Annotated in this window: 19 protein-coding genes and 3 pseudogenes; 5 read left to right on the top strand and 17 right to left on the bottom strand. The window is 62.6% G+C overall.

Annotated features, from left to right (window positions below; genetic code table 11):
- Positions 1 to 6 precede the first annotated feature (6 nt).
- Positions 7 to 1,233: an alpha/beta hydrolase gene (locus G6N10_RS03715; protein WP_085098283.1), complete on the bottom strand. Its 1,227-nt coding sequence runs from the start codon at positions 1,231 to 1,233 to the stop codon at positions 7 to 9.
- A 59-nt stretch (positions 1,234 to 1,292) separates the two neighbouring features.
- Between G6N10_RS03715 and G6N10_RS03720 the strand changes: the two genes are divergently transcribed.
- Complete coding sequence (locus G6N10_RS03720; RefSeq protein WP_133055173.1) at positions 1,293 to 1,700, top strand: hypothetical protein; 408 nt, start codon at positions 1,293 to 1,295, stop codon at positions 1,698 to 1,700.
- Between the two features lie 68 nt (positions 1,701 to 1,768).
- Here the strand turns inward: G6N10_RS03720 and G6N10_RS03725 are convergent, their stop codons facing one another.
- The 5 genes and pseudogenes from G6N10_RS03725 to G6N10_RS03745 form a co-directional block, all read right to left on the bottom strand.
- A complete protein-coding gene (locus G6N10_RS03725; RefSeq protein WP_085098281.1) occupies positions 1,769 to 2,545 on the bottom strand; it encodes a TatD family hydrolase in 777 nt (258 codons plus the stop codon).
- A complete protein-coding gene (locus G6N10_RS03730) occupies positions 2,542 to 3,744 on the bottom strand; it encodes a hypothetical protein (protein ID WP_179962811.1) in 1,203 nt (400 codons plus the stop codon). Before G6N10_RS03730 ends, G6N10_RS03725 begins: the two co-directional genes overlap by 4 nt.
- Before the next feature lie 20 nt (positions 3,745 to 3,764).
- The gene (locus tag G6N10_RS03735) at positions 3,765 to 5,084 is read right to left on the bottom strand and encodes an IS256 family transposase (protein ID WP_085100861.1); all 1,320 of its coding nucleotides are present in this window, start codon (positions 5,082 to 5,084) and stop codon (positions 3,765 to 3,767) included.
- Between the two features lie 243 nt (positions 5,085 to 5,327).
- On the bottom strand, positions 5,328 to 5,738 hold the full coding sequence (locus tag G6N10_RS20255; protein WP_244960447.1) for a hypothetical protein: 411 nt from the start codon (positions 5,736 to 5,738) through the stop codon (positions 5,328 to 5,330).
- Positions 5,739 to 6,439: 701 nt separating this feature from the next.
- Positions 6,440 to 7,708, bottom strand: a pseudogene (locus tag G6N10_RS03745) (IS3 family transposase).
- 235 nt (positions 7,709 to 7,943) lie between these two features.
- Here G6N10_RS03745 and G6N10_RS03750 point away from each other — a divergent pair.
- Positions 7,944 to 9,081: pseudogene (locus G6N10_RS03750) on the top strand (IS3 family transposase).
- Here the strand turns inward: G6N10_RS03750 and G6N10_RS03755 are convergent.
- The 11 genes and pseudogenes from G6N10_RS03755 to G6N10_RS03805 form a co-directional block, all read right to left on the bottom strand.
- Positions 9,043 to 10,614: a KAP family P-loop NTPase fold protein gene (locus G6N10_RS03755; RefSeq protein WP_165757667.1), complete on the bottom strand. Its 1,572-nt coding sequence runs from the start codon at positions 10,612 to 10,614 to the stop codon at positions 9,043 to 9,045. The pseudogene G6N10_RS03750 and the gene G6N10_RS03755 overlap by 39 nt on opposite strands.
- Positions 10,611 to 10,991, bottom strand: coding sequence for a hypothetical protein (locus tag G6N10_RS03760; RefSeq protein ID WP_133055129.1), 381 nt, complete (start codon positions 10,989 to 10,991; stop codon positions 10,611 to 10,613). Before G6N10_RS03760 ends, G6N10_RS03755 begins: the two co-directional genes overlap by 4 nt.
- Before the next feature lie 95 nt (positions 10,992 to 11,086).
- Positions 11,087 to 12,376: pseudogene (locus G6N10_RS03765) on the bottom strand (IS256 family transposase).
- A gap of 109 nt (positions 12,377 to 12,485) precedes the next feature.
- A complete protein-coding gene (locus G6N10_RS03770; protein ID WP_163742192.1) occupies positions 12,486 to 12,911 on the bottom strand; it encodes a hypothetical protein in 426 nt (141 codons plus the stop codon).
- Positions 12,904 to 13,635: a M48 family metallopeptidase gene (locus G6N10_RS03775; RefSeq protein ID WP_085092616.1), complete on the bottom strand. Its 732-nt coding sequence runs from the start codon at positions 13,633 to 13,635 to the stop codon at positions 12,904 to 12,906. Before G6N10_RS03775 ends, G6N10_RS03770 begins: the two co-directional genes overlap by 8 nt.
- Positions 13,622 to 16,708 (bottom strand): type I restriction endonuclease subunit R, encoded by a 3,087-nt coding sequence (locus G6N10_RS03780; RefSeq protein WP_085092615.1) that lies wholly within the window; start codon positions 16,706 to 16,708, stop codon positions 13,622 to 13,624. The genes G6N10_RS03775 and G6N10_RS03780 overlap by 14 nt, the downstream gene beginning before the upstream one ends.
- Positions 16,701 to 17,645 carry a GIY-YIG nuclease family protein gene (locus G6N10_RS03785; RefSeq protein WP_085092614.1) on the bottom strand — a complete coding sequence of 315 codons (945 nt, stop codon included), beginning with the start codon at positions 17,643 to 17,645 and terminating at the stop codon, positions 16,701 to 16,703. The genes G6N10_RS03780 and G6N10_RS03785 overlap by 8 nt, the downstream gene beginning before the upstream one ends.
- Entirely contained in the window at positions 17,642 to 18,373 is a 732-nt protein-coding gene (locus G6N10_RS03790) for a TIGR02391 family protein (protein WP_085092613.1), read from the bottom strand. The genes G6N10_RS03785 and G6N10_RS03790 overlap by 4 nt, the downstream gene beginning before the upstream one ends.
- A complete protein-coding gene (locus tag G6N10_RS03795; protein ID WP_085092619.1) occupies positions 18,370 to 19,611 on the bottom strand; it encodes a restriction endonuclease subunit S in 1,242 nt (413 codons plus the stop codon). The genes G6N10_RS03790 and G6N10_RS03795 overlap by 4 nt, the downstream gene beginning before the upstream one ends.
- Complete coding sequence (locus G6N10_RS03800; RefSeq protein ID WP_197745631.1) at positions 19,611 to 22,040, bottom strand: type I restriction-modification system subunit M; 2,430 nt, start codon at positions 22,038 to 22,040, stop codon at positions 19,611 to 19,613. Before G6N10_RS03800 ends, G6N10_RS03795 begins: the two co-directional genes overlap by 1 nt.
- Before the next feature lie 151 nt (positions 22,041 to 22,191).
- Positions 22,192 to 22,905, bottom strand: a complete 714-nt coding sequence (locus G6N10_RS03805; protein ID WP_133055070.1) for a hypothetical protein — start codon at positions 22,903 to 22,905, stop codon at positions 22,192 to 22,194.
- 259 nt (positions 22,906 to 23,164) lie between these two features.
- Here G6N10_RS03805 and G6N10_RS03810 point away from each other — a divergent pair, with 259 nt between their 5' ends.
- From G6N10_RS03810 to G6N10_RS03820, 3 genes are all read left to right on the top strand, one after another.
- A complete protein-coding gene (locus G6N10_RS03810) occupies positions 23,165 to 23,515 on the top strand; it encodes a hypothetical protein (protein ID WP_085092611.1) in 351 nt (116 codons plus the stop codon).
- Positions 23,512 to 23,742 (top strand): hypothetical protein, encoded by a 231-nt coding sequence (locus G6N10_RS03815; RefSeq protein ID WP_085092610.1) that lies wholly within the window; start codon positions 23,512 to 23,514, stop codon positions 23,740 to 23,742. Before G6N10_RS03810 ends, G6N10_RS03815 begins: the two co-directional genes overlap by 4 nt.
- Before the next feature lie 101 nt (positions 23,743 to 23,843).
- Positions 23,844 to 24,374, top strand: a complete 531-nt coding sequence (locus G6N10_RS03820) for a hypothetical protein (RefSeq protein ID WP_085092609.1) — start codon at positions 23,844 to 23,846, stop codon at positions 24,372 to 24,374.
- The last annotated feature ends 51 nt before the right edge of the window (positions 24,375 to 24,425 follow it).

A 24,425-nucleotide genomic window follows, 5' to 3' on the forward strand; every position in this document is an offset into this window, starting at 1 on the left:
GCTCACTCAGATCGCCCGTTCGGTGGGCATGGTGCCGCGCTGGCGGTGAATCTCGTTGAGGAACAACCGGATTGCCGTCGCGGCGATGCCGGTGCGGGCGCCGTCGGTCAGGTCGAAACCGTGCCCGGCGCCGGGCATCTCCAGATAGCCGACCACCGAGCGCGACACCGCGCGCAGCCGATCGGCGAAGTCGCGGGCCTGGGCCACCGGGATGATCGAGTCCCCGGAGCCGTGCACCACCAAAAACGGCGGCGCGTCCGGGCGGATCTGGGCGATCGGCGAGGCCCGGCGGAACAGCTCGGGCTGGCGCACCTGGCGGCCCTTGACCACCACCCGCTCCAGGAAGTCCAGGAACTGGTCGCGCTCGACGGTCGAGCGGTCCTCCCAGTCGTAGCGGCCGTAGATGCCGACGACGGCGTCCACCGAGGTGTCCGAGCCGGCCGGCAGATGCTCCTGATAGCTGGGATCGTCGTGGGTCAGCCCGGCCAGCGCGGCCAGGTGCCCGCCCGCCGACGCGCCGGCGATGGTGACGAAATTGCGGTCCCCGCCGAACCGGTCGACGTTGGCCCGGGCCCAGGCGATCGCCGCCTTCACATCGGCGATGTGCTGGGGCCAGCGGTGCCCGGGGGACACCCGGTACTCCACCGACAGGCACACCCAGCCCTGCTCGGCCAGGTGCGACATCAGCGCGTAGCCCTGCAGCATCCGGCCGCCGTGCACCCAGGCGCCACCGGGCAAGAAGATCAGCACCGGGGCCCGATGTGATTCGGGCACATCGCGGTGCCGCCACACGTCCAGCAGCTGGCCCGGATCCGGGCCGTACTGCACGGCGGTGCGGTGCAGATGGCGGCGATGCTCAAACGCCTTGAGCAGCGGCGGGGTGCGCTCGGGCTCGGGCCAGGGCGCGTCGAGCTCGGCGTCCGGGATCAGTCCGCGCAGCGCGGTCTTGGACACCGCACGGGTCTGGTCACGCTCGGCCTTGCGGATCTCCCCGGCGCCGGGGGTGAACCAGGAACTGGTCGCCGAGCCGACGATGTGCGGCAGGTTGCGACTGGCCCACATCCCGATCGCGGTGTAGCCGTTGAGCTGGCGAAAGTGGTTGCCCACCACGGGCAGCGATTCGGCGATGTTGCCTGCGGCAAGCAGGTAGTCCGCGGGGCGGGCCTGCAGACACCAGGCCGCCCGGGACCGCCACGTCGCGCGGTCGTCACTGGCGTCCGGTCGAACGATCATGGCGTGACACTACCCCGTGCCGGTGGCGGACAGTGCCAAACCGTAACCGTGTTTCTGCAGTGGTGCACACGCTGGGACGGTATTCGAAAACCCGGGAGGCGCCGGCACTCCTCGAGAGGTGCCTTGCCTTACGGGACCGTGAACCGGCGGCGAAGGCGACCCGGCCGAAGGCGCGCCGACTCAAGGACAAGCTCAGTGATGCCGACCGGGAGGTCATCGCCGCGACGTACGTATCGGGAAGCGCGACGCTCGCCCAACTCGCCGAGCAATACGGCGTCAGTGACTACTCGATCCGCATAGTGCTGCGAAAGGCTGGCATCCCGCCGCAGCGACGTAAGGTGACAGCCGAGCAACATACTCGGGTTTGTGAGCTGTGGGCGAAGGGACTGAAGCCGGATGCTATTGCAGCGGAGGTCGGCATGGGGCATGCGAACGTTCGGTTAATTGTCGCGGGAATTATTGACTAGCTGGTGCGAACCACGACTTTGTCGATGGATTGTCAGTGACGGCGCCATACGATCCGAGTTCAGTGTCGTCAATTCGTCTGAGCAAAGCGAACCATCCTCTGGACTGCAGGCGGTAGTAACGTGAGTACACCCTTCGCGTTAACCTGCGTGGAGAACGTCTTCCAGAAGATGTTGCGCACCTCGGCTGGGTCAACTCCATATACTCGCCCAACAGCCCGCTCAACATCGAGGGTCTGCCCCGGTTGCCTCGGCGAGGTGCCTCGACGATTCCCACTCGGGTGATCGGTTTCAGGCAGGAGCGACGTAATTGGGACACCCGCCGCCCGCAGTTTGGTTGGGTCCATGCTTTGGTTGACCGAGAATAGACAGCCGAGTTCAAGTGCTCTCTTTGTCTGCGATTCGGACCCGAGCCACCAGTGCAGGATGACGCTTTCAGCACGGGTTTGCTCGATCAGGTCGAGAACGAGCTTGGTCGCCCTGTAGCTATGGACAGAGATCAGGCGTGAGGTGGCCGCAGCGGTCGAGAGTATCGACTCAAGTACCTCCATCTGACGTTCGAGTGGAACGCGGGAACCTCCGTCGAGCCCGACCTCCCCAACGAAGGCTGTTTCCTTTAGCAGCGCCACGAATCGGCCCACGTCGTAGCCCTGTTGCGCCGTCACCAGTCCAGGATGACAGCCCAGACCCCACACCGTGACTGTGTCGGATCGAAGGCTGATCTCAGCGTACTCGTCGAGTGATCTTGTCACGGCAAACACAACAGCGCCAAGCCCTTCCAGCGTGCCTGGTGCGATGTCGGCGGCGATGTGGGCGTGCAGGTCAAGAGGTGGGAGCGTGCGACTCATGCCAGGAATGCCCTCAACTCCCTTACCCCTGCTCGACAGAGGGTAAGAGCTTCTTCCGGCGGATAGTCCTCAGGAAGAGACATCTTCATGACCATACGGGGCTTCGGATCTTCGGCGGCGAAGTCGTACATCGCCTCAACGATAGATTTCTGGCTGACGAAGTCCGCGTATCGGTTGGCCGCGTCGTTTGAGAGGTACTCAGTCGCATCGATGATGCTGGCTGCATGGAAGGAGGCGCGACGCACCAGACATCCAAAGCAGACACCACATGATGATCCAGGGGCCACGCCGCTATAGCGGGCGTCGGTATGTGAACAGGAGTTGGTGGCGCTCAGGTATTTGGACGCTTCGTTCGCACCGATCTCCTCGGCGACCTGGGCGAACATCTGCCCCTTGGTGAGGGCCTGGAAGGGGTTCTGGATGATGCCGTGAGCTCCAACCTTCGTGAGCACTTCCTGCAGTTCGGCGAGGAAACGTGGGTGGGTGGTGTGGGTTGACAGCGAGCCTCGACGCTCGGGGCCGAGCGGTGGGTTCAGCGATGCAAACCCATTCTCCGGGATCAGAAGTGGTTGGCCGGAACGCTGGGCTGCAGCAAGACCAAGCGCTAGGAACAGAAGCGACCGGGAGCGGCTCGACGGTTCGCTCTTGAAGTCGGTGCCGTCCAGTCGCTTTGCTGTCCGGTTGAGGTTCGTCTGTCGATGGATGAGCGTGATGTCCGGAGCGGCCTTCTTGATCCGCTTCACCAGATCCTTCTGGAACGGTGAAATTGACATGGCGCTGAAATGCGAGACGAGCTGGAGGGTCGAACCCCTGTCGAGACTTAGCGCCGTGAGGAGTGCGCCCGCTGCCGAATCCGCACCGCCACTCAGTAGTACAGTTGCTGCAGGCGTCGCCTCCTCCAGTTCAAGCTCCACAGTCGCGCTGTCGGTCGCTTGAGTAAAAGTAAAGCTCCAGTGATCCCCGGTAAGGAAGCCTACAGTTTGGGCAAGCTCGGCGGCGTGGGCCTGCCATGCCGCCGGATTACTAACTTCTACGGTCAACTCCAAGTTGCGGTCATTCCAGTCGGAACCTCGAGCCTTGCGCCGTACCGATCGATCCGCAGAGAAGACGGCGAGCGCGATCCTGACGAAATCGACGTTCTCTTGACGTACTGGGCCGAAGGTAGTCAGGTATGGATCAAGTGTTCGAGGAATTGTCAATACCTGTGGATCGGCGTGTTTCAGGCGACCTCCGTTCCGGCTTGCTGATCGCCGTCTGAGGGCGGTGTCGGTGGGGTGATTTCGGTGGGGCGTTCGAGCAGTTTGCCCTTGTGGAAGACCGCGCCGGCGCGGACCAGGGCGACCAGGTGTGGTGCGTTGACGGCACGCCAGCGGGCCGCGGCGGCGTCGATGAGCTTGTAGGCCATGGCCAGACCAGCCGCACGTGATCCCGGCCCCTTGGTGACCTTGGTTCTCAAACGTACTGTGGCAAAGGCGCTTTCGATCGGATTTGTCGTGCGTAGGTGGATCCAGTGCTCGGCGGGATAGTGGTAGAACTCCAGTAGGGTGTCCAGATCGTCGGTGATCTTGGCGACCGCCTTGGGGTACTTGGCCCCGAAGTCGACCGTGAAGGCCTTGACCGCGACCTGGGCCTTGTCGATATCCTCGGCGTTGTAGATCTCCTTGAGCGCCGACAACGCCGACGCGTGCGCTGATTTTGGCAGGGCGGCAAGCACATTGGCTTGCTTATGAAACCAGCACCGCTGTTCTTTGGTGGCCGGGAACACCTCGCGTACCGCTTTCCAGAAGCCGAGTGCGCCATCGCCGACGGCGAGCACGGGTGCGGTCATGCCGCGTCGTTTACAGTCGCGCAGCAGATCAGCCCACGACTCGGTCGATTCCCGGTAGCCGTCGGTGATCGCCACGAGCTCTTTGCGGCCGTCCGCGCGCACGCCGAGCATCACCAGCAGACACAGCTTTTCCTGGTCCAGGCGGACCTTGAGGTGGATGCCGTCGACCCACAGGTAGACGTAGTCGGTGCCCGACAGGTCCCGGGCGGCAAACGCGCGGGCCTCGTCCTGCCACTGGCTGGTCAGCCGGGTGATCGTGGTGGCCGAGAGCCCGGCACCCGAGCCCAGGAACTGCTCCAGAGCGGGGGTGAAGTCGCTGGTGGACAGCCCGTGCAGGTACAGCAGCGGCAGCACTTCGCTCATCTGCGGTGACTTGCGTGCCCAGGCCGGCAGGATCGCCGAGGAGAACCGTTTCCGGTCACCGGTGTCGGGGTCGACGCGTTTGTCGTTGACTCGCGGTGCTTTCACCTCAACTGCCCCGGCTGCCGTCAGCACCTCGCGGGCCTGGTGATAGCCGTTGCGGACCACCAGCCGATGCCCCTTCTCATCGAGCTGATCGGCGAACTGGGCCACGTAGGCGGCGACCTCAGCCTTCAACGCGGCGGCCAGCATCTGACGGGCGCCGTCGCGGACGATCTCGTCCAACAACGACCGACCAGCACCGCCAGTGCTTTCGTTGGCCTCGATGGCATCGTGAACTACGGTGAGCATGGGCGTACCTTCCCGAACCAGCGCGCCAACGCCGGCTCATGATCGGACCTTCGGATATTCAGATCATCCTCGGGAAGGTGCGCCCACTTTCACGCCCCCTCACCGAGGCTCATCCACAGGTTCTGATCATTGCTCCAAGTGTTCCCGTGTAGGTCGACTTGGTTGAGCGCGTCCACAAGAAGACCTCATCGAATGTGGCTGCGGCACCTGCTGTCTGTTCGTCGACGGTCAGGAGAAAGCTGGTCATTTGCCGCCTCCGAAGATCTGCCCGAGTTCTCTTATGCCAGCTTCGATGGCACCGGATATTTCCTGCCCAGATGCGCCCGTATTGGTTAGGGAGACCTGGCTGGCATAAACCTCGGCGGCGTCTCGGATCTCCTGCTCGGCCGCCCGCCGCTTCTCGCGGGAAGACTCCGCCCGGATGCGCTCTCCGACCTCTGTGAGCGTCACGTTGGTGATGATGAGCTCGATGGATCGTCGCACGATGTCGTCTGGCGCCGGGGTTTGATCAGCCGGCGCTTCAAGTATCCATTCGACGATCTCGGCCACCGTCTCCCTAGACTCGTCGTCGGCGAGAGTACTGTCTGCCTGACTCTCGAAGGCCACTTCAACGATGCGGGTTCCAACGGCGACCATGTCACCCAGCGAGAGCAATTCGTCATAGTTCAGTCCGGCATGCTCAAGCGCTGCCCGATCACCGGACACAAACGCCCGCGCCAACGCTCCGGCGCGACCGGCTGCACGAGAAGTGGAACGGACCGATCGTTGTGCGCCGCCGCTGGAGCGGCCACCGGATCCACTTCCACTCGACGATGCACCGCCACCTCCGCCACCCGGACCATCACCACTACCTCGCCCGGTGAGAATCCGGATCGTCGGGCGCAGGTCGACATTCGGTACCGGTCCAGCCGAAACACCCGGGACGCCTTCACCATTCGGCGCAGCTTCTCTATCGCCACCCGGCATGGGCATTGGCTCGTCAGTCAGCCAGTCCGCGATAGTGTCGCGCAGATCCTTGGCATCCTTACCGCCGCTGCCGCCAAATGCTCCACTAGTTCCCATTTGCACTGCTCCAAGACTGGCGGACGGTCGTGATCGTCTGCCGTACCTGCTCTGAGGCGGCATCCGTATTCCACGCTGCAAGTACCGGCTCATAGGTGGCGCCGTTTTCAGGCTTAAGGAGCATGACCGTGGCAACCTGGACGACTGATGCAGGAAGTAGCCTTAATGCTGCAGTCACGGCGTCATCGACACCTTTGTGAGTCTTGGCGAGCCGCAGCATACCGGCGACTGAATATTTCTGGATGCTCGGCTGGTCGCGTGTCTGAACCACCCCGGGTTTGATGCACACTTGGTTACTGGTGTGCAGCCGCGGATTGGGCTGTGTTTTGAGCGTAGTGGATCTGCTCGTATTCGATGGGTGGGATCCGGCCGAGGCGGTGCATGATCCGGTCGGTGTTGTACCAGCTGACCCAGTCGGCGGTGAGCAGTTCCACGTCGGCCAGTCGGCGCAGCGGGCCGCGGCGGAACGGGGAGTCCGCTCGGACGGCCTCGTGCTTGTACAAGCCGATGGTGGTCTCGGCCAGTGCGTTGTCGTAGGCGTCGCCGACCGAGCCGATCGACGGGATCAGCCCGGACAGGGCCAAGGTCTCCCCGCAGCACACAGAGGTGTACTGCGAGCCCGCATCCGAGTGGTGAATCACCTTGCCCTGCAATGGTTTACCCTCACGTTCGCGGAGTTGTGCCGCGTGCCGGATCGCTCGACGCACCAACAGGTCGCTCTTGCTCGTCGAACATGCCCAGCCCACGATCCGCCCGGCGTAGGCGTCGATGACGAACGCGGTATAGACGAACATCCCGCACGCCAGGCGCACGTAGGTGAAATCGGCCACCAGCAGCACGCTGGGCGCGGGCGCCCGAACTGGCGATCGACCAGGTCAGCCGCGCGCTCGGCGGCGGGATCGGCGATCGTGGTGCGGACCTTGCGCCGGCGGGTGACCCGCGCCAGCCGTTGGCCCGCATCAACCGCTCCACCGTGCAGCGGGCCACCTCGATGCCCTGACGCCGCAGGGTCGCCCACATCTTCACCGCCCCGTACAACGACTCCGGGGCGCGTCGGCCCGCCTGATCAGGCTCGTAGTAGCCGGCCAGCACCCCGGTCAGGGCGATATCGGACAACGCACGCTTCGACGGCGGCCGTTTCAGCCAGGCGTGGAACGTTCTCGGGGCAATCTGGCAGCCGTGCTCGGTGAGCACGCGGCAGATCGGAGCGACCCCGAACCGAGCGCGATGCTCGGCGATGAACGCACAGATCAACGGTGTCGCGGGTCGCTCTCCCGCACGAAGAAACTTGTCGCCGCCTTCAAGATCTCGATGGTCTCCTCAAGCTCACGGTTCTTGCGTTTGAGCTCGCGCAACTCCCGTACGGCATCGGAGGACACCCCGTCACGCTGGCCGGTGTCGACCTCGGCCTGGTTGACCCACCGACGCAGCGATTCATACGACACCCCCAACCGCTTGGCCACCGCGCTGATACACGCCGTGCGGGTGTCGTACTCCTCGGCATGGTCGATGACCAACCGCACCGCCCGGGCCCTGAACTCGTCGTCGTACTTCTTCGGCATGATGCGCCTTACCTTCCCTCGAAAGAAGGTGTGCATCAAACCCGGGGTGGTTCAGTCTGCCTACCGAGGTGAGTGATGAGCGTTCGGGCATCCTGCACATCGAGCGCACGCAGGGCATCACCGTTGATGGCAGATCGTTCAGTCTTCAGCGATGATGAGGTGAGCCCGCTGTAGTGGTCCAGTCGTTGTGGGACTCTGTTGCCCGAGTGTTTGGGCAGGAAGAATCGACGACGACATGGCATCGAACAAGCGCCGGCGGCATACGCCGGATCAGATTATCCGCAAGCTCGCTGAGGGCAACAAGCTGCTGGCGACCGGCCAGGAGTTGGCCGAGGTGTGTCGGCATGTGGAGGTCGCGGAATCGACGTGGCATCGCTGGGTGGCCCAGTACGGCGGCATGAAGGCCAACGACGCCAAGCGGCTCAAGGAGCTCGAGGCCGAGAACGCCCGGCTCAAGAAGCTGGTCGCCAACCAGGCCCTCGACATCGACATGCTCAAGGAGATTTCGGCGGGAAACTTCTGACCCCGAACCGCAAGCGCCGCGCAGCAGCGATGCTGCGTGAGCGGTTCGGGGTCTCTGAGCGCCGCGCGTGCACCGTGGTGGGTCTGCACCGCTCCACGATGCGCCTGGCCCCGCCGTCGATCAGCACCGAGGAGGCCCAGCTGAGGGGGTGGCTGCGCCGGTTCTCCACCGACCGGCCGCGTTGGGGTGGCGTCGCGCTGCCAAGATGGCCCGCCGCGCCGGTTGGCAGGTCAACAACAAGCGGATCCGCCGGCTGTGGCGCGAGGAGGGGCTTCGGGTGCCGCAGCGGCGCCGCAAGAAGCGGCTGACTGGTATCGGCGTGGCCGTGGGCGCGATGTCGCCTATCCGTCCGAATGTCATCTGGGCGATGGACTTTCAGTTCGACACCACCGCCGACGGTCGCACGCTGAAGTTGTTGAACGTCATCGACGAGTTCACCCGCGAGGCCCTGGCGATCGAGGTCGACCGCAGCATCGACGCCGACGGCGTGGTCGCCGTGCTGGACCGCCTCGCCCTGGTACACGGTGCACCGCACTACGTGCGCTTCGACAACGGCCCGGAGTTCGTCGCGCACGCCGTCGCCGATTGGTGCCGGTTCAACAGTGCTGGTTCACTTTTCATCGATCCCGGCTCGCCGTGGCAAAACGCTTTCATCGAGTCGTTCAACGGCCGGCTTCGTGATGAACTGCTCAACTCGTGGCGGTTCGACTCCCTGCTGGAAGCCAGGGTGCTCATCGAGGACTGGCGTCGTGACTACAACGCCAATCGGCCCCACACCGCCCACGGCGACCTCACCCCGGCCGAGTTTGCCCTACAGTGGGCCACGACCCATCAACCGAAAGTCGCATAACGACTGGACCACAAAACGGGTCCCCCTCAATGACGTCAGCGCACTCGCGATGTCGCGGAGTCGCTCTGGCAGTCCATCGTCAATGAGTTCGATGCCTGCGAATGAGGCGGCGAGATACAAGTAGCCACCGACGTCGGATGCGTCGAGAGTAGGAGGCAATTTGGCCCAGCGGATAAGGGTGTCGCTGAATCCACCCTCGACTTTCGGAGCATCCGCGACTGGCTCGGTCGCCGTCTTGTCCTTTGGGTTTGGTATGGGCGACTCCTCCTCAGTCGTCGCCTCTTCGGGCGCCGAGGTGGGTGCGTTGGCAGCCAGCTCAAGGGCCTCGAGCTGATCGCGGAGCTTGTTCTGCGCCAGCCATTGGAGCACGGTCTCGAAGTCGGGACGAAACAGCCGTTCGAGCACCATCAACTTGGCGACCGCGTCCGATGGCAGAGTGATACCGCGGCGATGAGACACGCTCTGGCGGACGTTCAGATCGTTCAGAAAGCGCTTGATTCGGCGAGGGTTACCCCGGAACTTCTCGTAGAGGATAGGAGTCAGACGCGCAGCAACTGCCAGCTCCTCGGCAAGATCGGCCCCCCGCGGGATGACAACGTCATCTAGCGAGCCGCTTGATCGGCGAAGCTTGGCACAGGAGGCTACGAGCGCGTCGTGGACCTCAGGTGTCGTTTTTCCCTCCGATAGCAACAAAAACAGGTACGCGTGAGTATCGAATCGACTAAGTCCAGGAAGCGGAATTGTCGTCTGGACGATTTTGTGCAGGTAGAGCTTGGCGGGACTCTCAGCCCCTGCCGCCGTTTCATCCGACGCCTTCAGCCGTTGCTGAATGGCATCGGCGACCCGGTCCTCGTCTGCCGCGATTACAAATGACATGCCTTTCGCGGAAAGGAAGAGGCGGATCGCCTCCAAGGTTTCAACCACCGTTTCAGGCAGGCATCTATCAAGGTCATCGACCAGGACGACGACACGGGAGATGTGCTGGAGTCCATCCGAGGCGAGCAGCTCCTCGAAGTCCTCGCGGAAGCCTGCAAGCCCACGGTCAGAGGACTCTTCTTTGTCCGGATCTTCCTTAATAAGTCCGAGGACATCGTCGACCGATGGAAGCTGCAGTGCGATACCAGCCTTCGCGGCCACCTTGAATGCCTTGGCCCAGTGAACCCGGCCGGTCAGGCGCTTGAGCAGACTCTTTGCTGTATCTCCGGCATCGGTCTTGATCTCCCCAGCGAGGCCATCAAGCACCTCTGCAATGAGACTCTCTTTAGGTCCAACTGCTGGGTCATAGCTCCAGGGCTGCGTTGGAATGACAAGAACTCGGTCGTGCTCGGAAGCATTGCGCACCTCGATTTCACGCTGCACAAGCTCCAAGACACTTGTCTTCCCGCTGCCCCATGACCCAGAGAGGCCGAGTGCAATTGGGTCGAGCGTGTCATCGAGTACCGCATCCACGACCGTCGCGGCGACAGCATCAAAGGAGAGGAGGTCTCGATCTGCGGGTTCGTCGGACCACAACGGGTATCTGGCGTCGGTCATTCTTCCCCCTTGCTGGAGTGCAGGGACTCCAAGTCCTTCAGAGCTCCGACAAGCACCTGTTGAGCGATCCGCGCCGTCTCAATTCGTGGCGCGAAGTTCTCCCGAAGTTGTTGTCGAGGATGGATGTAATTGCGGAAATTTTGCACCTGATCAGCATGCTCAGCGACATCGGTACTCAGCACGCCGATGTCCTTGGCCACGGCAATAAGTTCAGACAGCGTCCAGCTTTGTACCGGCTTGACCTTGTGGTCCTTGCCTTTGGGTGCCGCGCCGCTGGCGACGAAAGTCGCTGCCTGTGCTACCGCAAGCTCCGCCAGTAATCCTTCGAGCGTGCTCCCCACGAGGAAAATCACGGCGAGAGGTGCATCAACCTTCATCGCGCTCTCAATTTCGGCCAGGCGCGATTGGATAACGTCAGTCGCGGTGAGCTCGCTCGGGAGAGGAATTGTCAATACCTGTGGATCGGGGTGTTTCAGGCGACCTCCGTCCCGGCGTGCTGATCGTCGTCTGAGGGCGGTGTCTGCGGCGTGATGTCGGCGGGACGCTCAAGCAGCTTGCCTTTGTGGAAGGCCGCGCCAGCGCGCACCAGGGCAACCAGGTGCGGGGCGTTGACAGCCCGCCAACGGGCCGCGGCGGCATCGATCAGCTTGTAGGCCATGGCCAGACCGGCCACCCGCGATCCCGGCCCCTTGGTCACCTTGGTCCTCAAACGCACTGTGGCGAAGGTGCTTTCGATCGGATTGGTCGTACGCAGGTGGATCCAATGTTCGGCCGGGTACTTGAAGAACTCCAGCAGCACATCTCGTCGTGATCGAGGTTGGGCGTACGGCGCCGAAATCGACCTCGAACGCTTTCACCGCGAGCTGGGCCTTGTCGATATCCTCGGCGTTGTAGATCTCCTTGAGTGCCGCCAGGGCCGACGGGTGTGCTGATTTCGGCAGTGCGGCAAGAACATTAGCCTGCTTGTGGAACCAGCACCGCTCAACACCAGTCACGCAACCAGCTTCTCCAGCAACCCGAGCGCACCGTCACCGACGGCGAGCACGGGGGCGGTCATGCCGCGCCGTTTGCAGTCGCGCAGCAGATCGGCCCACGACTCGGCCGATTCACGGTAGCCGTCGCTGATCGCCACCAGTTCCTTGCGCCCGTCGGCGCGCACACCGAGCATCACCAGCAGGCACAGCTTCTCCTGGTCCAGACGGACCTTGAGATGGATGCCGTCAACCCACAGGTAGACGTAGTCGGTGCCCGACAGATCGCGGCGACCGAACGCGGCGGCCTCGTCTTGCCACTGCGACGTCAGCCGGGTGATCGTGGATGCCGACAGCCCGGCACCGGAGCCGAGGAACTGCTCCAGGGCCGGGGTGAAATCGCTGGTCGACAAGCCATGCAGGTACAGCAGCGGCAGGACCTCACTCATCTGCGGAGACTTGCGCGCCCAGGCCGGCAGGATCGCGGAGGAGAACCGCTTGCGTTCGCCCGTGTCCAGGTCGAGGCGGCGGTCGTTGACCCGCGGAGCTTTCACCTCGACTGCGCCGGCCGCGGTCAGCACCTCACGGGCTTGGTGGTAGCCGTTGCGCACCACCAGTCGGTGACCGTTGTCATCAAGCTGGTCGGCGTACTGAGCCACGTAGGCAGCGACCTCAGCCTGCAACGCCGTGGCCAGCATCTGCCGAGCGCCGTCGCGAACGATCTCATCGAGCAATGAGCGTCCGCCGGTTTCGTCGTTGGTCTCCTGGCCATCGTGAACTACGGTGAGCATGGGCGTACCTTCCCAACCAGCGCGCCAACGCCGGTCTTGATCGAATACCTGATTCCGTAATGATCATCCTCGGGAAGGTGCGCCCATTTTCACGCCCCCACGCCGAGGCTCATCCACAGGTATTGATCATTGCTCCGCTCGGGAGCGCGGAGAGGTCGAGTGTCCCGAAATCCTTGTTCAGGAATTCAGTGTCCACAGAGACGCTGGGTTCTATCGCTGCACCAAACGAAGAAAGGAGCTCGTCGTACATGCGCTGCTCGGCGTCGCCGATCGACTCGTCGGCAATGAGCTTGCCATCTTTCCAGTAGTCGAGCAGTTCGAGATTGAGCTTGGCTGCGGGCGCATCCGGGAGCTCCTGCCACATTCGGCGTAGCAGTTTCGCCTTGGACTCGTAGTCTCCGGCATAAGGGTCAACACCAACAGCCGTGACAATGAAGTCCTTGAACGTCGCGTTCGTGAAGTCCAGGACCCCGCCGCCGCTCATACCCAGCAAGACCTCAAGTTTTCGTTTGGTGGAGTTGTCGAGACTAGCCACGTCCAGGCCACTCCTCAGCACCAAGCGGTGCCGCGTTGAGCTGGTCTCGCCGAGCCCGCCAATCAGGCAGGTGCTGATCCATCAAGCCGTTGAATCGCTCGCCATGATTGCGTTCGAAGTAGTGCGTCATCTCGTGAACGACGATGTACTCCAAGCAGTCCGGGTGCTTCTTGGCGAGTTCGGCGTTGAACCAGATGTGCCGCGTTTCGCGGTTACAGGAACCCCACTTGGTCTTCATGCGGCGGATCGTCCACTTCGGCACCGTCACGCCGAGTGTCTGTTCCCACTTCGTGATGAGGTCGGGAATCGCTTGGCGCAGCTGGTCGCGGTACCACTGATCGAGGTAGTCGCGGCGCTTCTCGGCTGAGGTGTCGGCGGGTACGTAGAGCACCAGCCGCTCGCCGTCGATCTCGAAATGCGCCCGACCGGGTCGTTCGACGACCTTGAGCCGGCGACGAACACCCCAGACATAGTGCGACTCACCGGTCACCATCTCGCGCTCGGTCTGACGTTCGGCGGAGCGTAGCTTGTCGCGTTGCCGCTTGATCCATGGCAGACGCTGGATCACGGCGAGGCGCACAGCATCGTCGTCGAGTCGTGCTGGTGCAGCCACCCGCACGCGGCCCAGCGGTGGATAGACACCGATGTGCAGGTTCTTAATGTCCTTGTAGATGACGTCGATGTCGATGCCGCGGATAGTGAGGTAGGCGTTAGCGGTACTCATCGCGCGCCTTCACCAGGTCAAACAATTCGTCGAGTCGGTCAAATCCATCGGGTAGCGTGCGGCTGATCGCTCGCTTGACGACCTTTTCCTTCATCGTGTTGCCGACCCAGTCGTGCGGCTTGCTCGTCAGGATCGCGGTGTCCACCTGGATCGGTGTTGCCGGATCGGGCCAGCCGAAGTCGATCAGGGCGCGTCGTGCGCCGTTGTCAGCCCAGTCGGGATACTTGGTGTCTGACTCTTTGGTGCCGAGCTGCTTCGCCGCGTCGAGGAGCTTGGCCAGGTACTCCTGGTAGTCGATGGCCTGCTGTCGGCGCTGTTCGATGATGGCGTCGAGCAGTTCGCTCATCTTGTCGTAGTACTTCGGGTTCAGCGCGTGCTCGTCGATGATCACCTTGCGCATGTTGTTGGTGATCGTCTCGGCGACAGCCTCGGGGTCCTTCTTGATCCCAGCAGGCAGCTTGTTGATCGCACCAGCACCGAGCTTGACGATCAGGTCGATCAAGCCCGTGTCTTCGAAGTTAGAGACGACTTCGGAAGCGCCGGCCTGGATATAGGTGTCGAGCAGGAACCGCATGCCGGCCTCGTACTGCTTGAAGTCGACATCCTCACCTGCACCGAGTTTCACTTCGGCACGCACGTCGACGTAGTGCGCGATTTCCTTCTTGATCGCCTCGGCGTCAGCCTGGCTGTAACCGGCAGCGATCATGTCGTTGGCGAGGTTGCCGTATGCACGGGTGACGGCCGCAACTGCCTTGTACAGCTCGACGCGCTTCGGTTCGTTGACCTTGATTTGTTCGGCGTTGCCCTGTTCCACCGCGCAGAAGTACTGCTGGTACTGCAGCGTGTTCTTCGGTGGCGCGACCGGTTCGACGAGGGCGCGGATGCGCTCGAGGGCCTCGTCGAGGTTCTCGCGGGCCTTCTCGATGCGGTCGGAGAGCAGCCCTTCGATGTCTTTCTTCTCGTAGCCATCCAGGGCTCCGGAGGTGTAGTCGTCGACGGCATTCTCGATGGAGTTGAACAGGTCCTGATAGTCGACGATGTAGCCGTAGTCCTTGTCGTCGCCGTCGAGGCGATTGACGCGGCAGATCGCCTGGAACAGGCCGTGGTCGCGCATCTTCTTGTCGATATAGAGGTAGGTGGCGCTCGGCGCATCGAAGCCGGTCAGCAGCTTGTCGACCACGATCAGCAGCCGCATCCGGCCGGGGTTCTCGATGAACTGGCGCTTGACGGCTTCTTCGAACTCCTCGACCTTGTTCACTGCGGTGTCTTCGGGCTCGTCGAAATAGTCGGCCAGCATCTTGCGGTAGATGTCGTACTGGCGAATCTTCTCGGTCTTGCCTGCGCCGGAGTCTTCCTTGGCGATGTCGCTGGCGTTCGGGGTGTAGCTGGTGACGATGGCGCACTTGCCCTTGAAGCCGGCCGCGACGAACATCTCGTAGAACTTGCAGGCTTGGTAGATGCTGGAGCCGACGAGCATGGCGTTGCCGCGCCCGTCCATCAGGCGGGGCTTGGTCTCCATGTCGAGCAGGATGTCGTTGACGATCTGCTTGGCACGCGGCTCGGAGGAGACGACCTTCTGCATGGTGCCCCAGCGCTTCTTCAGTTCGGCCTTGCTGAGGTCGGTCATACCCATGGTTTTGACCTCGAACCACTTGTCGACCTGCGCGGGACTGGTGAGTTCCTGGTCTATGCTGCGGGCTTCATACTGCAGGTCCAGGACCACGCCGTCAGCCACGGCTTCATCGAACTTGTAGGTGTGGATGAACGAGCCGAAGGTCTCGATGCTGGTGGCCTTGTCGGCCTTGAGCAGCGGTGTGCCGGTGAAGCCGATGAACATCGCCTCGGGTAGCAGCGCCTTCATAGCGGTGTGCATCTTGCCGGACTGGGTGCGGTGGGCTTCGTCGACGAAGACGAAGATGTTGCCCTTGGCCTTGAAGTCCTTCGGGATGGTGGCGTGCAGTTCTTTGATGAAGTCGGCGGTCGCCTCGTCGTCTTCACCGTCGCTGTCGGCGGCGCGGAACTTGTGGACGAGGGAGCAGATCAGCCACTGCTCGCTGGCGTTGAGCGAGCTGATGAGATCTACGCCGCTTTTGGTGCGGTAGATCTGCTCGTTTACGCCCTTGAAGACCTTCTCGATCTGGTCGTCGAGTTCAGTTCGGTCGGTGATCAGGAGCACCCGGGCGTCGGGCTGGTTCTCTCGAATCCACTTGGCCAGCCACACCATCGTCAAGCTCTTGCCCGAGCCTTGGGTGTGCCAGATGATGCCGCCCTCGCGCTTGGCGATACGGTCTTGCGCGGCTTTGATACCGAAGTACTGGTTGTGACGTGGCCCCTTCTTGGTACCGGCATCGAAGACGATGAAGTTGTGGATCAGTTCAAGCAGGCGCGGCTTGCTGCACATCTGCAGCAGGGCTCGGTCGAGTGGGTCGGCGACGTCAGACGGTTCTTTCCACTCCAGCCAGTACTTCTCCGGGGTATCGATGACGCCGTAGCGCAGCCCTTCGACGTCATTGCCGGCGAAGACGAACTGCACGGTCGAGAAGAACGAACGAATGAACTCGGGCTTCTGGTTGCCGATGGTCTGCCGGATACCTTCGGAGACAGCGACTTTGGAGCGCTTCAGCTCTAGCGTGGCGAGGGCCAGGCCGTTGACGTAGAGCACCACGTCGGGGCGTTTGGTGTGCTGGCCGGCGACAGTGACTTCCTCGACGACGACGAAGTGGTTGGCCTCTGGGTTCTTCCAGTCGATCAGCCAGACGGTCTCGGTCTGCTCACCGACTCCAGGCTTGACCTTGACGCCGTAACGCAGCAGTCCGTAGACGTCCTTGTTCGCCTCGTAGAGGTCGTGGCCGGCGCCGACCGAGGCGGCTTTGCTGAGCTGGTCGAGGGCGCGGTTGATGAGATTGTCGTCGTAGCCGCGAGCGCGCAGGTTCTGCGTCAGCAGCTCGGTCTCGACGTTGGCGTTGCCCTCGCGGTACTCCCAGTTGCCGAGGTACTCGTAGCCAAGCTGGTCGCGAAACAGCGCCACCACGCGGTTCTGGGCTTTCCGTTCAATCTGTCCTACATCACTCATTGCTCACCTCCTCTTTCATCGCCTCCTCAACTCCTTCGGTTTCCCACTGTCCATATGTTCTTCGTGCACCTTGTACCAGCCATTCGGTGCGGCCGTTAGCACTGCGGCCGGCCACGATGGCGGCGGCTGCGCTCGGGCTGGCGAATACGTGGTTGCGGGTGAATCGCATCGCCGAGCCATCGGGTGTCGGCACGAGCGTGCCATCCTGTTCCAGCTTCGCCCGCAGACTGGTGTAACTGTGCCCCTCGCCGCCCGTCCACTTCAGCCGGGCGCTGGAGCCTTCGATCACGGTGAACTCGCCGTCGACTTCCTGCGCGGTCGCGGTGATGCCGGACTTCTTCAGCGTCATCTCGAATACCGGCGAATCGGTGCGCGTACCCGCTACCTCAGTGTGCGGCACTGTCGTGGTCGTCGTTGGCGACCGGAAGAGGTTCACCCCGAGCACTGGCAGCACGATCTTGGCCTGCTCGATGAAGTACTCCATGTCCGACACATCGGCCTCGGGCAGGACGATCGGTGGCGGCGTGGTGCCGTTGGTGAGCCGGGCGCGGCTGGCCTGCATAGCCAGCGTGATGAACCGGCTCTCCAGGTAGCGAGCGTGCGCCTTGGTCAGGTTGGTGTCTTTGCTGGTCAGCACGATGGCTCGATCCCAGAAGTCCTTGCCATTCTGGTCTTCCGAGCGAGCATGCTGATACAGCCGCTTGCTGACGTCGTCACCTTCACCGATGTAGGCCATCTGCCCGCCGAGACTGCTCGGATCATCGCCGAGCAGGATGTAGATGCCGGTGCGAGTCGCCTCAGGACGCTTCAAGAGTGCCGCAAGGTCTGAGCGCGGCGCAGCCACGACAAGGCCGGTCCAGTTCATGATCTCAGCGGTCAGCAAGCCACCCGGCGTGCCATCAGCCAGAAACAGGCGAACCGATTTGCCGGCGCTCACGAGGCAGCCTCCACGTCAGACTGATCGACCCAACGAGCCAGGACGCTAAGGGCAGCGAGGTACTCCAGCGCTTCCTGCTCCGCAAGTTCCTGGTCGACCTCATGACTCAGCGGGTTACGGATACCTGCGAACACGCCCTCAGCCAGGGCCATCGCGCCGCGTTGTACCGACTTGTAGGTGTCGCTGCCGTCGTCTTTCATACGCCTCAGCCGGGCCGCATCGGGCTTCGGCTGGTCCATCGAGAACGCCTGCTTAAACAGGTTCGTCTCGCTCACATCGCGACGACCCACCTTGTTCTGCGTCTCGGCATTGAGCTTTCGAATTGCGCCGCCGACCGCCTCGCGGTAGTGGCCGGACTGCCAGAGCGACTTGGCGCCCTCCCATATCCATGGGTGAAGTTCGGCCGCAGAGAGTTCGGGTGCGTTCTCGCCCAGGTTCTCCTCGACTTCTTGCTTGCGAATCAGCTCCTCGCGGGCACGGATTGCAGCCTCGCGGTGGCGGGTCCAGCGATTGGTCTTCGAAAGGTCGATGTCGGTTCTCCAGGTGGGGATCACCCGGTCGAGGATCTTCTCAACAACCTGCGCTTGCTTGGTCACATCCGCGTCCGAAGAAGCCGTGCTTGACGTGTGGGTGATCGAGACGTAGCCAGGTCCACTCCGGCTGTTGTTCGTCATCACCGTCATCGTGATGAACTTGTCCAGCTCCCCAATCGCCCACTCAACATTCATGACACAGCCTCCACTGGCAGGCGGGTGCGGCCGGTGAGGAGTTGCTGCATCATGCCCGTCCTCATGTCGCGAGCTTTGGAGAGCCGAACGCGGAGGGCGTCGATCTCTCGCTCGGAGTCATGCAGCATGTCGGCGATCGCTTTCTGCTCAGTAACGTCGGGGAGCGCCAAGATGACGCTCGAAATATACGATCGAGTAGTTGCGAGCACCTTCGTTCCGGCTGCTAGACGTAGCAACTGCTCACGAAATAATGGAATGAACTGCAAGTATGCCTTGAACCCGTCGGCGAGCACGGACTTATCGAAACGTGCGGCGATTGTGTGAAGACCCGGAACAACGCCACCACTCGGAACGTCCACGATCTCGACCGACTTGCCGACCCCGGCCGGATCTTCCGAAGCGTCCGCAAAAACGAGGTCACCGCATCGTAATTGACCTGCGCGCCCAGCAAGAAAGGCGCTTGCACGCGGCATCTCTTCCGCTACGGCGTCAAGTAGCACAGAAGAACGGGTGTGGATGTCGCCGTAGTGGAGGTACTTTAGTGTCGACTTCGTGTCAAGCTGAGCCCTTGAAAGAGCGATGGTCTTCACGTAGCTCACATGATCGCCGAGTCGAACGTCCGTCCACTCGCCTGTAAACCCTGGCAGGCGGGTGCGGCCAGTCAGGAGCTGCTGCATCATGCCCTGCTTGATCGCCCGCTTCTTGACGATGAGGCGTTCGAGGGCGGCGATCAGATCGTCGGCGCTGATAAGCGCGGCAACGATACGCGATTGCTCATCGCTAGGTGGTAGGGGGAGTTGGACATTGAGGAGATTCTCTTTTGTGAGATGCGCCAGGGTCGCCTTCCCGACGACAGCGGACAGTTCCCCCGTGATTGCCATCCGTTCGAAAATCGCAGCCAGCAAGTATGGGTCATACCTGCCCTTAGACCGAAGTCGGTGCAATGTGTTCAGAAAAAATGCTTCAGGTAGTTCATCGCCCCACACAGCCGCGCGACCAATTTCGCCGCCCTCGCACATGAGCACATCCCCAGCAATTAGCCGGAGGTCTCGAATGTCTTGCGCAGTAAGCGGCTCCCAGACCGACTCCTCAACCAGAATGTGCCCCCAACGCACACTTCGATTGTTGATACATGCTTTGACTTCACCCCGCTTCACAGCCGCATCGAGGCGCTTCCCAAGCTGAACGTGGAACTCGTCGGCAACTGAGGTTGAATTCCAAGGTGCGGCCGTTGCCATCACTTGGCCCCCATGGCAGCAAGGTGTCCGGCAACTTTGGCTTCGAGGCGCTCTAATTCAGCGTCGAGATCGTCGACAGTCTCGGCGTAGCGTCCGCCGAGCTGTTGGATGCGTGCGACCAGGTCGAGCGTGAGCGCTTCGACTTCACCGGCGACACGCCGCGCAACGGTCGCCTGCCATTTGTCATCGAGCACGAGTGTCTTGATCTCGTCCTCGGTGAGCTCGCCGTACTTCTTGAGCGTGGCGAGATCAAGTTCGGCTTGGGCGTCCTTGAGCGCCTTCTTCGCGTCGGCTTCCGTTTCATACAGCTTGGTGGCGTGTTGGAGCGCCTGAATCTCGTCTGGGTCGCCGCTCCTCTTGATCTCCTTAAGCCGTGCGGCGACGAGGGCTTTGGAGATTTTGTCGTCGTCCATGGAGTCGGCGAGTAGTCCGTCTTCGACGGCGTGTTCTTCGAGGTATTCCTCGATGGCGCGGGCGGCTTCGTCGGCTACGGAGGTGAGCTCATCGACCTTGACCTGCTCGTTAGCGAAGTAGCGTGCCACCATCAGTGCTGGCGGGATGAGGTCCATCTTGTATTTGGTGGCGCTGCGGCCGGAACCAATCACCAGGTCGGGTGTCTCGCTGAGTTTGCGTTCTTTGTCTTCGATGGTTTTGCGCGGTGTAGCCGCACCTTGCCAGCCGTCGGCCATGATCAGGTAGACGTCGTCGTGCATGGTGTCGTGCCAGTAGGTCATGAGCTCCTCGTAGACGTCGTACTCGTCGAGTAGCGGTATCGGCTTGAAACGTCCGAGCAGGTCGTCGCTGATGGTGGCGATTAGCTCGTTCGGTGTGGTGTTGGCGGTGATGCCGGCCAGGGTGTCACGGTGCGTGGTGAACCAATCCCCGACGATTCCGGTGGCTTCGCCACGGAGCTTGTGGAAGCCGGGTGCGTCGAAGATGGCCTGCTGCACGGCGCTGACGTCGATGGCGAGGTCGCTATAGCCGGGGCGGTTCGGGGTGAAGATCTGGCCGCGGAGCTGTGGGAAGGCGTCCCAGTAGCTTTGGAGTGCGTCGAGGTCGCGATCCGGAATGCCGCCGTGTAGGTGGGCGCTGAGGTCTTGCAGGTCCTCGGGTTCGGAGGAGTCGATGTAGCGCGGGATGTTGAGGTTGTAGTCGTTCTTGGCGTCGGCGATCTCGCTCATCGGCACCATGCGCGAGTAGCGGTCGATCTCGATCTGCTTGTTGAAGGTGTCAACGACCTTGTGGAGGTCCTGGCTGCGCAGGCGATTCTTGTTGCCGTCCTTCATGAAGCCCTTGGAGGCGTCGATCATGAAGACGCCAGTACGCGCCTGGGCGTTCTCCTTGTCGAGGATGACCACGCACGCCGGAATGCCGGTGCCGTAGAACAGGTTTGCCGGCAGGCCGATGATGCCCTTGATGAAGCCCTGCTTGAGCAGCCGCGTGCGGATGGTGGCCTCGGCGTTGCCGCGGAACAGCACGCCGTGCGGCAGGATGATCGCGGCCTTGCCGGTGCTCTTGAGCGAGGTGAGTGCGTGCAGCAGGAAGGCGTAGTCGCCGTTCTTCTCTGGTGGGTGGCCGTACTCGAAGCGGCCGTAGTCGTTCTCGAGGCCGTTGTTCCAGGACTTCACCGAGAACGGCGGGTTCATGACGATGTAGTCGAAGGTTCGCAGGTGGTCACCCTTGGTGAACTGCGGGCTGGTGATGGTGTCGCCCTTTTCGATCTCGGCGATCTCGTTGCCATGCAGGATCATGTTCATCTTGGACAGCGCCCAGGTGGCGTTGTCCTTCTCCTGGCCGTAGATCGTCATGCCGCGCGGCGCCTCGGCGGCAGCCTTGAGCAGCAGCGAGCCGGAACCACAGGCCGGGTCGTAGACGGTCTGGTCCTGACGGGTGTTCGGGCCGATGCCGACCACCTTGGCGAGGATGCGGGAGACCTCGGCCGGGGTGTAGAACTGCCCCTTGCTCTTGCCGGACTCGGTGGCGAAGTGGCGCATCAGGTACTCGTAGGCGTCGCCGAGCAGGTCGTCACCCTCGGCGCGCGAGCCTCGGAAGTCGAGGTCGTTGAAGATGGTGACCAGCTTGGAGAGGCGGTCCTGCATCTCCTTGCCCTTGCCGAGCTTCTCCTCGTCGTTGAAGTCGGCCTGGTCGATGACGTTGCGCAGGTCGTTGGCTTCGGCGAGCTTGGCGATGATCTTGTTGAAGCGGTCGCCGATCTCTTTGTCGCCCTTGGCGGCGAGCATGTCGTCAAACGAGCCACCTGCAGGCACTTCGATGAGGCTGTTGACGTCGGTCTTGGCCTTGTCGGACACGTACTTAACGAACAGCAGCGTCAGGATGTAGTCCTTGTACTGACTGGCGTCCATGCCGCCACGAAGCTGGTCGCAACTTGCCCACAGTGATGAGTAGAGATCCGACTTCTTAAGCGCCACAGCTGGTCTTCCTGTTGTGTCTGTAGGCATTGTGATGCCCATTGTACCATTATTCGAACGTTTGTACGAGGATCTTGCAGCTCGCCGTTTGGTCGGGATTCAGCATGCCAGAGGGGGCCGACAGAACCGCGTGATCCATACCGGCTGGCCGCTACTCAGCGCGCTTGCGGCGCTGAGTCACTCCATCGCTCCCGTCCCACCTAACAAGTCGCTCCAGCCCTTGGACGTCGAACTCAGCGGCACCCGAGGCGATCATCGATCCGTAGTCGTCAACGAATGCACGTACCGCGCCGTTGACCACACGCTGCGCGTCGGCTCGTGCATCGAGTGCCTCGTCGAGCTTCTCCTGGCTCAGTCGGGGCTCGGTGGGATCGTAGGGCCATGCCTTGAGCCGTTCGACGCGCAGAATCTCGGCCCGAAGCCGGTAGACGTGCGCCCATAGTCGCGACAGCGCTTCCTCGCGCTCGGCCTTGTCGTGAGCGGCTACATCGCCGGCCGAAATGTATGGCGTGTCACCAGAAATCTCGACCGGCCCCGGGGTCGGTGTGGTGCGTGGCGCGTAGTCCTGCGAGTCGGCGTGCAGCTGCCGGGCAAGCTCCTGCACGATCTTCGGCTCGATCCGCTTGCGAAAGTGGTCGACCTCGCGACTCATCTCCGAAGCGGCTCGTTCGCGTCGCGCTGTCAGGGTGAGTCCTCGAACGCCGGGCGTCAGTCCGAACAGGATCCGCGCTGGCTCACCCAAGGTGTCATCCGGAAAGTGGACGAGCAACCGCGCCAGTAGCTCGTTCAGTGCCTTGATCCGACTGAGTCGGTCATGAGGCATCACCGACCGGGCGACAACGCCCCGCAGCGCCAGCAGGTTCATGTCACTGAATGAGACGTCGACCGGGAGGCCGCCTCGCAAGATCCCCTTCAGTGGCGTGGTGATCGCATCGAGTGAGGGCGGCTGCTTCTGGATGGGAAGACGAGTCGGCGACACACAGTCTCCCATCGGCAGAGGTCACAATTGAGTGCCCAGTATATGCCCAGTCGTCGCCCTGGAGGATGTCCGTCGATCGGCTGAATCGTAGAGGTCATCAGGCATCCCGCCTGATTCGCCAGACCTCACGAAGGAGTCATCCGACATGTCGGCCATCGAGCGCTACACACAGCAGTCCATCGTTCCATCCCCATCCGCTTCTGGCGGTCGACTCTCGCGTCAGACGGCGCGGGAGTTGGCCGCGATCGACCATGTGACCGATCTCCGGTCGGCCGCGATCGCCGCCGCCGGCGAGGTTCAGCAGGCGAAGGTCGAAGCCATCGCCCGCACTGGCGCCTGCGCCATGCAGCAGGCAGCCCTGGTCGCGCAGGTGCAGCAGCAGCTCGCTCTGGCCGCGCCGGCCGCGTCCGGTGACCTGGACTTCATCAAGACGATGACGGTCATCGGCATGGGTCAGGCGGTCGCAGACACCGCCCGGGAGGTGAACCGTCGATGAGCGTCGTCGCGATCCTTGCGGTCCTCGCGCTGACTGTGTTCATCGTGCTGCTGATCGGGGCGCGTCATGCCTTCGTGCAGATCGAGGCCGATCGACGGGCTGAGATGGCGCGAATGCGTCGCGCGCAGCGCCAGGCCGAGGCGCGCATCAACCGGATGGCCACGTCGGCGATCCGCCAGATGATCGATACGGCGCGTCGTAACCGCATCGATCCGCCGCCGCAATAGATCGGAGGCCTGTCCGAGCGCGTGCCTGCGCTCGGACAGGCCGAACGGCCACAACACTTCTCAACCTCTTCACGCCAATGAACATGTCAAGGAGCCACGCCATGACCACCTCTCACCCTACGACGTCCGACCTGCAGGCCGGTCGCGCCGAGCTGACCCGCTTCGTCCGCGAACAGGCCGACCTCACGAGTCGAGAGCTCGGCTTCGGCTGGGCCGGCGTCGCGGCTGCGCCGAGCACCTATCAACAGCTGCGCGGCGCGTTCACCCACTCGCAGGAGACGGGTGATTCGCTGCCGGTGAGCAGTCTGTTCTGCGAGTCGACGATCTACGACTCGCCGGAGGACAACATCCGGTTCCGCTACTACCACGACGTGCATCACGTGCGCCTGGGGCTGAGTTTCAACCTCGACGATGAGCTGGAGCTCGCCCAGTGGCACCTCAACGAGTTGGCCCTGGCCGGATTCGGCAAGGGCAGTCTGCCGTACGAGCTGCTGACCGCGGATCTGGTGGGTCAGATCTTCCTCATGGGCGTCATCGGGCGGTTCCCGCTCGACCAGAGCCGCTTTGTCGCGACCTGTCACGAGGCCGGGCTGGTATCGGGTCTGCTCGCCGAGATTCGGCGGTTGCCATGAGTGGCGGCGACCCTGGCCGTATCGGCGGTCGCTTCCTTGAAGCGTGTGTCG

Source organism: Mycolicibacterium fallax, from assembly GCF_010726955.1.
In the GTDB taxonomy this organism is placed as follows: Bacteria; Actinomycetota; Actinomycetes; order Mycobacteriales; family Mycobacteriaceae; genus Mycobacterium; species Mycobacterium fallax.